The sequence below is a fragment of the Halomonas sp. KG2 genome, assembly GCA_030440445.1.
GTDB lineage: Bacteria > Pseudomonadota > Gammaproteobacteria > Pseudomonadales > Halomonadaceae > Vreelandella.
In genome coordinates this window covers 4174121-4185535 of the sequence record CP098528.1, presented here as the reverse complement: position 1 = coordinate 4185535, position 11415 = coordinate 4174121, and the positions used below count along the sequence as shown (strand labels likewise).

Genomic DNA, 11415 nt, shown 5'->3' with positions numbered 1-11415 from the left:
TCTCTTTAAACAGTGCAAACGCTGATTTAGCCACCCGACCAGCCCAGCAGGATCGGTACATAAACCACCAATAGCAGCACCCCAATCAAGCCTAAAAGATACGGGATAATTGCTCGAGTGATACGCTCCAGAGGTAGTTGAGTCACTGACGAAGCCACATAAAGGTTGATCGCCACTGGCGGGGTAATCATGCCAATTGACAGCCCCACCACAATAATCAAACCAAAGTGGATCGGGTCGATGCCCAACTGCAGTACCAGCGGCAGCAGCACCGGGGTAAGAATAATCAAAGCACTAGCGGTTTCGATAAACACCCCCGTGAGCAGAATTATGGCCACCACCAGTAGCATAATTACGTAGGGGTTGGTGGAAAGCGACAGGACCGCCTGGGCAATCGCGCCGGGTACCTGCCAGCTTGAAAGTGTCCAGCTGAGTACTGCCGACATGGCAATCACCAGCATAATCACCGCGGTGGTCATCGCCGAACGAATCAGCAGCTTATAGACTTGGGGCAGGGTTAAATCCCGATACACAAACAGTGATACCAGCAGCGCGTAGTTGACCGCCACCACCGCCGCTTCCGAAGGCGTGAAAATGCCCGAGAAGATACCGCCCAAAATAATGATCGGCGTCATCAGCCCCCAGCTAGCTGCTTTTAGCGTGCGCCAAATGGTAGGCAGCGACAACGGTGTACCTTTGGGATACTGACGCTTATAGGCTTGAGTGATGGCAATGGCCATCAGCCCCAGCCCCATTGCTAGCCCCGGCAAAAAGCCGTTCAAAAACAGCTTCGATACCGATTGCTGAGCAATTACCGCGTAGATGATCATCGGTACCGAAGGAGGAATCACAACGCCAATCGTGCCGCTGGCAGCAATTAAGCTGGCCGCCGAGGCCGGGTCGTAACCTTTACGCTTAAGCTCTGGCACTAGGCTTGAACCCACCGCCGCGGTGGTGGCCGCTCCAGAGCCGGAGATAGCCGCGAAGAACATGCCTGCCATTACCGATACCACCGAAAGCCCGCCGCGCATAAAGCCGACTAACGAATCGGCAAAGCTCACCAATCGTTCGCTGACCTTACCTTGGGCCATCAAATCCCCGGCCAGAATAAACATCGGGATAGCGACCAGGGCAAACGAGTTAATGCCCTGGAACATCTGCTGGGTGACCACCATCAGTGGCACGCCCGACTGGTACAGCGCATAAAGCGTGCTTGCCCCAATCGCAAAGGCAATTGGCACACCCAGCAGCATAAACAGGAAGAATAGACCGAACAGTACCAGCGTCATAGTGGCTCCTCCGGAGCGGCGACCGTCGGCTCACCGTTCACCAGTACGTCAATCATATCCACCAGGGCGTACCACGCCATGATGGCGGCGGTAAGCGGAATGACTGCATAGATGTAGGTCATCGAAAGCCGCAGCGAGGCGGATTTCTGAAAGCTTTGCACCTGCATATAGCGGTAGCCAATCACGATTAGCGCGATCATAAACGCCAGCACCACCGCCAGTGCAGCCAAGCGCGCTAGCTTGCGCAAGGGCAGGGGAAGCGCATCTACGGCAAAGGTCACGGCGATATGCCGCCCGCGTTGGAAGGCTAAGGTACTGGCTAAAAACGTAATCCACACCAGCAGAAAGCGCGCGACTTCTTCCGTCCAGCCAACGGCGCTGAACAGCACCCGCGACACAATCTGCAGAGTGATCACACCAATTAATGCTGCCATGCCTGCAAAGACCACGGGCTGGATGATGGCATCCAGCCCGCGTTCGCTACGTTTCAATAGTGTTAAAAGTGGCTGTGCAAACGCCATCACTGATTTAGCGCCTCCTGAATGCGCGGTAGATAATCACCAAACTGCTCGCCATACTTCTCATACACTGGCGCCACGGCGGTCTGGAAGGCTTCAATATCTGGAGTTTCGTTGATCTCCATGCCCGCCTCGCGAAGCTCAGCCAGTTGTTCAGCTTCCATGATAGCATTCTGCTCTCTTGCGTATGCAGATGCTTGCTTGGCGACATCCAGCACAATGGGCTGAAGCTCTGCCTGGAGGCCGTTCCAGGCGGGAAGGCTCATAATAAACGTTGCTGGCGCATAAATATGCCGAGTCATCGTTAGGTAGTCCTGGGTTTCCGCAAGGTTGAAGGCATGAATAGCGTTAACGGGGTTCTCCTGGCCATCAATAGTGCCTTGCTGCAAGGCGGTTAATGCCTCTGTCCAGGCCATGGGTACAGCGTTGGCACCGAGCCCGCGGAATGTATCAACATAAACCTCGTTTTCGATGACCCGCAGCCTCAGGCCTTGAAGGTCTTCAGGGACATTGATTGCATGCTGGCTATTAGTGATATTCCTAAAGCCACGTTCAGCGTATGCCAATCCCTTCAGGTTCACATCCTGTAATTTGCCTAGGATTTCCTGGCCGATTTCACCATCCAGCACAGTATAGGCCGCTTCGGAGCTGGGAAAGAGAAATGGAAGCTCGAAAACGGAGAACTCATCAACGAAGTTAGCCACTGGCCCGTTGGTGATAATGCCCATATCCACAGTGCCGATTTGCATACCTTCTAATAAGGTGCGCTCATCGCCCAGCGAGGCATTCGGATAAATTTCCACGCTAACCGCGCCATCGGTACGCTCGCTAATTAGCTGTTGGAAGCGCTCAGCAGCAATATGGTAAGTATCTTCCGTATTCACCACATGGGCTAGGCGCAGCGTAGCAGGGGCTATCTCTTCCGCTTGTCCAGCGAGGGGCAAACTGAGTAGACCTACACCAATAAGGGGAAGAGTTAGCTGTTTAAGTTGGCGTGCCGATTTAGTCACAGCGTTCAGCGTAAAGCAGGCAAGGTTAGTCACATTATCTCCTAAGAATTAGTGATTTTAATTATATTGAGGTGTGGTTTTATTATCATGTTAACGCTCATCTATATCACATTAATTATAGGGGGCAAATTACTTATTTTTATTCCATTATTCGTTTTGATAATTCTAAAAATCTTTATATAACTTGCACTTGAGTGATTTGTAGGTTGGCGATAATCTGCAAGAGGTTACTTTTAATTGCGCACTTTTGAATGAAGCACTACAGGGTTTTTAAACGCCAAGTGCTTAAACCAATGGTGTGGTCAGCTAAATCAGGAATAAGAAATGGATAAGTTGCTGAACGACCTTGTTGCAATCGTCGGCCCTTCGGGGGTACTGCTTGGTGATGATGTCTCGCAGCGTAGCGTAGATTGGTTTACAGGGGCGCCTTGTCGCGCTAAGGCGATTGTTAGGCCGCGCAGCACAGAACAGCTGAGCCGTGTCATGGCTTTGTGTTATCAGGCCGACCAGTCTGTGGTGACACACGGGGGCATGACTGGCATTGTGCATGGCGGGGTGGCAAGCCCAGACGAAATCGTCGTGTCACTGGAGTTGATGAATCAAATAGAGGAGATCGACCCGGTTGGTTCCACAGTTCTAGCTCAGGCTGGCGTGACCCTGCAGCGCGTACAGGAAGCAGCGCAAGAGATCGATATGCAGTTCCCACTTGACTTGGGGGCAAGAGGCTCTTGCACCATTGGTGGCAACATCGCCACCAATGCGGGTGGTATACGGGTAATACGCTACGGCATGATGCGCCAGCAGGTACTGGGACTAGAGGCGGTACTTAGCGACGGCACCGTAGTGAGCTCATTGAATAAAATGCTGAAAAACAATGCAGGATACGATCTGAAGCAGCTGTTTATTGGCAGTGAAGGTACGTTGGGAATCGTGACCCGTGCAGTACTACGGTTACAACCCCACATGCCCAGCGAGCAAACGGCATTAGTGGCGGTGCCCTCTTTCGATGCGTTGACTCAACTGCTGAATCTTGTCTCTCGTGAGCTAGCCAATAGCCTCAGTGCCTTTGAAGCGCTGTGGAATAATCACTATAAACTGATGACCACCGAAAGCGGTAAGCATGCGCCTGTACTAGCGGATAACTCACCTTTCTACGCCATTATTGAAACGTTGGGGCTGGATGAGGCCGAGGACGCCGAGCGTTTTTCCCAAGTGCTGCAAAAGGCACTAGAGGCCGACTTGATCACCGATGCGGCCTTGGCGAGCTCCCAAGCCCAGCGTCAGGCGATCTGGGCCATAAGAGAAGATATCGAAGTGCTGGTGAACGAGCTGAAACCGATGTTCTCCTACGATGTCAGCCTGCCGATTCCCAGCATGCAAGCGTATGTCGATATTTTAGAAGAGAACCTTGAAGCCCAGTGGCCTCAATCAGGCAAAATAGTGGTATTTGGCCACCTTGGTGATGGCAACTTACACATTATGATCACGGTACGTGACGATGGCCCGGACAGCCGACGCCAGGTTGAACAGCTTGTCTATTCGCCTCTAAAAGCGTTTGGCGGCTCCATTTCTGCAGAACACGGCATTGGTCTTGAAAAAAAGGACTATCTGTCAGTTTCCCGTACCAGTGAGGAGATTGCCTTAATGAAACGCCTAAAAACCGCGCTGGATCCCAAAGGTCTATTGAACCCCGGCAAAGTGATAGCGCTGGACTAGCGTTTGCCTGAATGGTCAGTAAGTATCGCCAGCTTCTAGGGAGCGGGTGTTATCAGCTCCCTAATTAGCGATCTTAACCAGTGTATGCCTGAGTCGTGATCCTTCCTTTCATCCCAGCATAGGCATACTTTAAAGGGCGCTACATCTAGGGGCAGGGCGTAGAACTTCAGGCTATTGTTGCGACAAATCACCTTGGCGGCACTCTCAGTCACCACACAGAGTAAATTCGTCGAGACCAGTATCTCTTGGAGAGGAGTGATGTAGGGTGTTTTGGCGACGATTTTGCGTTCTAACCCCAGTATTCTCAGCTTCTCATTGATTAACAATGGGCTGTCTTCGCGGTGAGACAATGCGATTTGTGGGGCGTTTAAAAAAGCGTCAAGCGTGATCGTGTCGTTGTCTCCGTATAGGGAAGCATCACCAACACAGCCAATCACATCATCAAACAGGTATTCGTGATAGGAGGTGAGTGGCAAGCTTTCCAACTGCACCATGGCGAGGTCGATATCATGGGCTTGTATGGCGTGCTGGGCATCTTCGGCACTGGCTATGCGGGTAGACAACATATTGAAGCATAAGTCGGGTGCATGAGTTAAACAGTGCTGAATGAGCTTAGGTTGTAACTGCTGGCTCACATAGTCCACTAGGCTGACACGAAACTCGCGTTTCGATGTGGCCGGTGAGAACTCACTATTGCTATACACAGCCTGATCGAAGTAGAACAACCCTTTGGCCACCGCGGCATCCATCTGCCGGGCAAGCGGAGTTGGCTGCATGCCGTCCAACGTTTTAATAAACAGCGGGTCATCCATCAGCAGGCGCAACTTCTTCAGCGAATGGCTGACGGCTGGCTGGCTTAGGCAGAGTGCTTCTGCGGTAAGCGTTAAGCTCCTTTTCCAATAAAGCGTATGAAACACCAATAGTAAATTGAGATTTATCTTATGTAGTCTCGTTGCCAACTTTATATTGGTTGGTTCAGTCATCAGGCGTCTCTAATTGGCAAAGGCTGTTCACGCAGTATATTGACACTACGCAAACAGCTATCGGTCACTTCAATAAGACCAACCTCACGCTACGGGAAGCCGGGCAGGTAGCAAAGACCGTTTACTTAAGTGCCTCCTGAATGCGCGGCAGGTAGTCACCAAACTGCTCGCCGTACTTCTCGTACACCGGCACAACAGCAGCTTGGAAGGCTTCCATATCCGGCGTTTCGTTGATTTCCATACCGGCTTCGCGCAGCGCCGCCAGTTGGTCGGCTTCCATATCCGCATTCACTTGGCGCTCATGTTCGGCGGCTTCTTGGGCGGCTTCTTTCAGTACGGTTTGTGCCTGTTCTGGCAGTTGGTTCCAAACGGGCATGCCCATTACAAAAATGGCCGGGGCGTACGTATGGCGGGAAAGGGTCATGTAGTTCTGGGTTTCATCCAGCTTGAACGAATGGATAACGTTCACCGGATTTTCCTGGCCGTCGATGGTGCCTTGCTGCATGGCGGTCAGCGCTTCTGTCCACGCCATGGGAATAGCGTTGGCGCCCAGCTCGCGGAAGGTGTCGGTGTACACCGGGTTTTCCATCACACGAATGCGTAGCCCATCCAGATCTTCCGGCGAATTCACCGCGCGTTCGCTGTTGGTCAGGTTGCGGAAGCCGCGCTCTGCGTAGGCCAAACCTTTCAGGTTCACGTCAGACAGCTTATCCAGCAACTCCTGGCCGATAGGACCATCGAGCACCCCATAAGCGGCTTCTGGTGAAGGAAATAGGAACGGCAGTTCAAATACTGCCATCTCTTCCACAAAGTTGGCCACCGGGCCGTTGGTAATCAGCCCCATATCCACGGTGCCGATCTGCATACCTTCCAGCAACGTGCGCTCGTCACCCAGTGATGCATTGGGGTAGATCTCGATATTGACCTTGCCATCGGTGCGTTCTTCCACCAGTTCTTCAAACTTGGTCGCGGCGATATGGAAACCATCTTGCTCGTTGACCACGTGGGCCAAACGCAGGGTAACGGGATCCATATCAGCAAAATCAGCGGCATTCGCGGCGCTTACCAGCGCCAGTGAAATGCCCAGTGCCAGCGTGTTACGTGCAAAAGTTTTCATTATGTTGTGTTCCCAGTTTCACTAAAGATAGGAAGTGCTCCCAAAGCATGCACCACACTGCGGAAAACGGTCAATCAAAGCGCCTGTAAAACCGCTGACTAGCTGGACACAGCGCGCCCACACGGGTACGATACGCACCCAAAGCGCCCGTAGCTCAGTTGGATAGAGTGTCGGCCTCCGAAGCCGAAGGTCGTAGGTTCAATTCCTGCCGGGCGCGCCAAACATATCAAGGGCTTACGTTAACACGTAAGCCCTTTTGTTTTGGCCAGTCAGCAGCTATAACCACACTAGTAACCACAAGGCGCAATCCCAAAATCGATTTGCTTAGGCTCATTTTTCTGTCCAACTGACGAACGATGCACTAAAACCAACTGCTGGGGGATTATATTCCTCAGCAGTCGTTGATTGTTTAGCTTCAATCCGCTCCTTGCTATATGGCTATGCTCGCAACAGAGGGCTATTGATCGCGCTCACGCATACGTTCTTCAATCCACAGTTCGATTTCTGAGTTTGCCCAGGCTACCGCGCGCTTAGAGATATTAACGCTTTTGGGAAACTGCCCGTTGTCTATCCTGGATTCATAGAATAACCGCAGCACTTTGGACACCACGGTGGAGGCAGGAGGGTCAGCGCCGGTACCCTTCTCGGCTCACCGACCAAAGTGAAGCAGAGCATGGGATACCGACAGCTGACCCAGACCCAACGATACCAGATCCACGCCCGCTATGACTTGGGCGTGAGCCAGCGTCAAATCGGCAGAGAGCTAGGAATCCACAGCAGCACGGTCAGCCGTGAGCTGCGTCGTAACGCCACTTCTGGTGGCTACGACCCCGAGCAGGCCCAGTCCCTCAGTGATCACCGCCGCCGCACCGCCTGGAAGTGGACGAAGCGCTTGCCCAGCCTGATCACCGCCGTTGCCGACCGGCTGCGAGAGGAGTGGAGTCCGGAGCAGATCAGCGGCTTCATGGCACCGTTGGCCGGCATAGGCGTCAGTCACCAGTGGATCTACTCCTTGATCTGGGATGACAGAGCGCAAGGTGGCGATCTATGGCGGCACCTCCGCCAACCGAAGCGTCGCAGCAAGCATCGGGCTCAGGCCAAGAGCGCTGGGCTTGGCAAGATCCCCAGCCGCGTGGGCATTGAGCATCGCCCGGCAGAGGTCGATGCCAGGCTCGTCATCGGGCACTGGGAAGGCGACACCGTCATTCAGGGGCATAAGCAATCGGGGCTGGTGACGCTGGTAGAGCGCCGTAGCGGCTATCTGCTGGCGGCGAGGTTGCCCAGGGTCTCAGCGGAGCTGACGCAAGCGGCCATGATCCGGCTGTTGAAGCCTCGCCGGGGTGCTGTGAAGACCATCACCCTAGACAACGGCTCGGAGTTCGCCGGCCACATAGCCGTAGGCAAGGCGGTGACCGCAAAGACCTACTTTTGCGATCCCTACTGCTCTGGCCAGCGTGGGAGCAACGAGAATACCAATGGCTTGATACGGCAGTACTTCCCCAAGGGAACAGACTTCCGCCAGGTCACCGATGCCGAGCTGCGCAAGGTGGTCGAGAAACTAAACGACCGCCCTCGAAAGCGACTCGGTTACCGGACACCGGCACAGGTGTTTCTGGGGGAGTACTCAGGAGCCCTGGACACAGCAGGTGCTGCACTTATTGCTTGAATTCAGGTATCAGCCGGTAGAGCGTGGTGGCGCTAATGCCACAGCGTTTGAGAACCTCTTGACGTTTGATCAGTCGTTCCATATTTGCCTCCATTGTCTGACGTATTAAAAATGTTGTGCTCATTTGATAAGGGGCGTTTTATGGGCTAATGCCCTCATTTTGGAAAAATTATATTTCTGGCGATTTGAACAAGGGAGTAAGAGGTGCCTTTTGATCATTTAAAGATATGTTTTTTATAGCTTTTTCTTTTTTTATTGGGTTCTCAACGACTGCTCCGTTATGGTCAAAAATGCCGCTATCAATCCAGCTAAAAAGAGTTGGCTCTAGGTCAGCTCGCTCAACTGCTAGCTCCCATATTTTTTTGCGCTCCAATACGGGCATCGCAGCTAGTTGTTGAGCATCTAGCCGCATAATTTTTTCCACGAGCTCGTTTTCCTGCTGCTGCTCGCGAGCTGCCTCTCTCTGCTCTGCTCGTTTTTTTGCTAGACGAGCCTCACGCTCCTGCTCGGCACGGTCATACCTAAATTTTTGTGCAATTCTTTTTATTTCAGATATTTCTGAAGAAGAAATCCCTTCTGTGATTTCTGAAAGTTTCTGTTTTGTTTTGTGATGAGAGGCAGTTTCACATTTTAAATTTTCTTCAGCTCTCCGAGCCGTTTCTGCCATTTCGCAGGCGCGTCGCTTTTCTATTTCATAAAGAGATGCTTTTGCAACGGCGGGCTGATAGTGCTCATGAATCAACGTGGTAATACGCTCGACATATTCCTCGTCAGACTCTTTGTTGATTAAGAACCCCTTTTTATTTAGATCCTTAAGAGATATATCGATGTTTTTGGAAAGTCCCTTTATTAGTGCTTGATGGAACGTCTTAGTCGTGACGTGAGTTGCTGCTGAATGGCGTAAGCCACGCTGCAAGTCGTGCTTTGTGCCAACATGCTCGGCGAATTCTGTTTGAAGTGTGCGTAATTTCTTACGGCTGCCAATAAAGTGAGATGCGCTTAGAGAAGTTCTAGCAGGTACTGCGTACATACGATAACCGCGGATGATTTTGCCGTTCTCTTTTCCAGTAATCACATTTCGCTGCCGTTTGTAAGCGGGGTGGTTTACTAGCGGAACTGTATAAATGACAAGATGGGGGGTGTGCTCATCAAGTTGTACATTTACGCCAACAATATTCTTCTCTCCATGTTTGCCTTCGAAGAATTCAAGCGCGTCTTTGAAATACTCTTTCCACTTAAGATTCCCCCCGTTTTCAATAAACGCATGGTGGTTAGCTGAAACAATATATTCGATTAATAGCACAGAGTTACTTCTGAAATTATCAGCAAGTGCTATGCGTTCTTCTGTTGCTGCTCGGAGCTGCGCTGGTGATGATGCTGGTCGCCAGTCCTCATTAAGATGAGTCCGTGTTTTGTCAGCATGCGGCACCTCAGTGGTGCGCCACGTGTGTCCTGCACTCGCCCCAGCTTTACTCCATGATGTGAGCTTGATCGATCTCAAAATCACGGTTTGCTTTTGGCTGCTCGGTAATACTCGTTGTGCCATCTTGTTGCCTCTTATCAAAGTGCTTATCACTTAATAAGGGGCAGTGGCAGCGCTTGTGCCCTGAATAAATGAAATTTTTTTAAAAAATCAAAAATAGCTCACACATAGCTTGCGGTACGGCACCGTGTGGGCTGCCGTGATAAAGTTCATAGCCAATGAAACTAACGAGAGTTAACGGTAGATGGCGTCGACACTTGACTCAATAAAGCTCCAAGCGATGGGGTTCATGACCCGTTCGGGCGGTGTTCACTTATCCCGAACTATGATGCTGGCCGAGCTCACGACGCTGCTGGAATGGGCGGGCACAGAAGCCTCACGCGATCAGTACCAGGCGGCGATTTGTGAGCAAAACTGCCTCGCCAAGCCCTCTGGGCGCTCGCGTCAGCTAACCGCTAGGCACCTAACAGAGCTATACGGTCTTGATCCTGCAAACCCTATTTTCGCGGGGCTTCTGTATTTTTGGTGCCGTGATGTCGAGGCCCGTCCGCTGCTAGCATTATTATCTGCCACTGCACGGGATAGCTTACTGCGCGGAGCCATGTCCGAGATTCTCCAGCAGCCTCCAGGCACAACCATTACGCGAGATTGGACCGAACAGCACATCGAGGCTTGCTGGCCTGAACGTTTCAGTCCTGCTACGAGGAGATCAGCTGCTCAGAATATCAATGGCACCCTCACAAAGTCAGGGCATCTACGGGGGCATGTAAAGAAAGTACGCACACCTGTTGAACCTGCGACAGGAGCTGTCGCGTATGCGCTATATATTGCTTGGCTGCAAGGTGGAAGAGGCGAGCTATTGCTACAAAGTCCCTATTGCAAGCTGCTGGACTGTGACACGGACCACTTCTTAGCATTAGCTGCCAGCGCATCGTCGCGCGGCTGGATGGTGATGCGCCGGGTAGATAGCGTGATTGATGTCGACTTTCCTGCGCTCGCTCCTGTGGTTAATAGTGCCATGTCAGAGATCCAAGCCAATACCGCTCAGGAAGAGATGCTATGAGCAAAATAAAGCGCCTGACAGATTCTTATGGCCAATTTATCTCACTGCCGTGGCGTGATGATACGGCCGCTGCTCAGCGGGTGATTTTTTGCGTTTATCCCGAAACGGAAGAGCTGCGCCTACAAGCCAACCTAGATGAGTTTGAGCTGGTTACCCGGAAAAATGGACATGAATGGGTAACCTTTGACCTCACCGACACGTTTGCCCTATGGATGGCGGAACAGAAGTACGCCACCTCTTACTTTAAATCTCCTACGAAGCTGACAACCGTTATCCACCGCTACTTGGATTGGCTTGAACAGCGCTTCATGCGGCAGCTGAGCGAGCACTCCGTTGATGATAATCATGTCGTCGCAGTCCATGGCGTGGGAAGTTTATTTGGTTTACTGAAAGTGAAGGAGGTTGTCGATCGCCTAGCCCCTCACATCACAGGCCGGTTGGTTGTTCTGTTTCCCGGCAGCTTTGAAAATAATAATTACCGCCTATTAGATGGTTATGACGGCTGGAATTACCTCGCAACGCCAATTACACCTGACGGCGTGCGCTAAGCCTGATATACAGTATATCTAC

General features: G+C 51.9%; 11 protein-coding genes and 1 tRNA gene. 5 read left to right on the top strand and 7 right to left on the bottom strand.

Going from position 1 to position 11415, the window contains the following annotated elements; all coding sequences use genetic code 11:
• Window positions 1-26 precede the first annotated feature (26 nt).
• The 3 genes from NDQ72_19095 to NDQ72_19085 are packed head-to-tail and all read right to left on the bottom strand — an operon-like array spanning window position 27 to window position 2850.
• Entirely contained in the window at window positions 27-1289 is a 1263-nt protein-coding gene (locus NDQ72_19095; GenBank protein WKD28118.1) for a TRAP transporter large permease, read from the bottom strand.
• Entirely contained in the window at window positions 1286-1810 is a 525-nt protein-coding gene (locus NDQ72_19090) for a TRAP transporter small permease (GenBank protein ID WKD30445.1), read from the bottom strand. Before NDQ72_19090 ends, NDQ72_19095 begins: the two co-directional genes overlap by 4 nt.
• The gene (locus tag NDQ72_19085) at window positions 1810-2850 is read right to left on the bottom strand and encodes a TRAP transporter substrate-binding protein (protein WKD28117.1); all 1041 of its coding nucleotides are present in this window, start codon (window positions 2848-2850) and stop codon (window positions 1810-1812) included. Before NDQ72_19085 ends, NDQ72_19090 begins: the two co-directional genes overlap by 1 nt.
• A gap of 291 nt (window positions 2851-3141) precedes the next feature.
• Here NDQ72_19085 and NDQ72_19080 point away from each other — a divergent pair, with 291 nt between their 5' ends.
• Entirely contained in the window at window positions 3142-4533 is a 1392-nt protein-coding gene (locus NDQ72_19080) for an FAD-binding oxidoreductase (GenBank protein ID WKD28116.1), read from the top strand.
• Window positions 4534-4568: 35 nt separating this feature from the next.
• Here the strand turns inward: NDQ72_19080 and NDQ72_19075 are convergent, their stop codons facing one another.
• Window positions 4569-5516, bottom strand: a complete 948-nt coding sequence (locus NDQ72_19075) for a LysR family transcriptional regulator (GenBank protein ID WKD28115.1) — start codon at window positions 5514-5516, stop codon at window positions 4569-4571.
• Between the two features lie 121 nt (window positions 5517-5637).
• Window positions 5638-6633 carry a TRAP transporter substrate-binding protein gene (locus NDQ72_19070; GenBank protein ID WKD28114.1) on the bottom strand — a complete coding sequence of 332 codons (996 nt, stop codon included), beginning with the start codon at window positions 6631-6633 and terminating at the stop codon, window positions 5638-5640.
• Window positions 6634-6776: 143 nt separating this feature from the next.
• On the opposite strand from NDQ72_19070, the gene NDQ72_19065 reads away from it, so the two are divergent.
• A tRNA-Arg gene (locus NDQ72_19065) sits at window positions 6777-6853 on the top strand.
• A gap of 237 nt (window positions 6854-7090) precedes the next feature.
• Here the strand turns inward: NDQ72_19065 and NDQ72_19060 are convergent.
• Window positions 7091-7231 carry an AlpA family phage regulatory protein gene (locus NDQ72_19060; protein WKD28113.1) on the bottom strand — a complete coding sequence of 47 codons (141 nt, stop codon included), beginning with the start codon at window positions 7229-7231 and terminating at the stop codon, window positions 7091-7093.
• Between the two features lie 75 nt (window positions 7232-7306).
• Between NDQ72_19060 and NDQ72_19055 the strand changes: the two genes are divergently transcribed.
• The gene (locus tag NDQ72_19055) at window positions 7307-8299 is read left to right on the top strand and encodes an IS30 family transposase (protein WKD28112.1); all 993 of its coding nucleotides are present in this window, start codon (window positions 7307-7309) and stop codon (window positions 8297-8299) included.
• 169 nt (window positions 8300-8468) lie between these two features.
• On the opposite strand, the gene NDQ72_19050 is transcribed toward NDQ72_19055, so the two are convergent.
• Window positions 8469-9845 (bottom strand): plasmid recombination protein, encoded by a 1377-nt coding sequence (locus NDQ72_19050; GenBank protein WKD28111.1) that lies wholly within the window; start codon window positions 9843-9845, stop codon window positions 8469-8471.
• A gap of 181 nt (window positions 9846-10026) precedes the next feature.
• Between NDQ72_19050 and NDQ72_19045 the strand changes: the two genes are divergently transcribed.
• Together NDQ72_19045 and NDQ72_19040 are read left to right on the top strand one after the other, a co-directional pair.
• Entirely contained in the window at window positions 10027-10845 is an 819-nt protein-coding gene (locus NDQ72_19045) for a hypothetical protein (protein WKD28110.1), read from the top strand.
• Window positions 10842-11393, top strand: coding sequence for a DUF1788 domain-containing protein (locus NDQ72_19040; protein ID WKD28109.1), 552 nt, complete (start codon window positions 10842-10844; stop codon window positions 11391-11393). Before NDQ72_19045 ends, NDQ72_19040 begins: the two co-directional genes overlap by 4 nt.
• Window positions 11394-11415 lie beyond the last annotated feature (22 nt).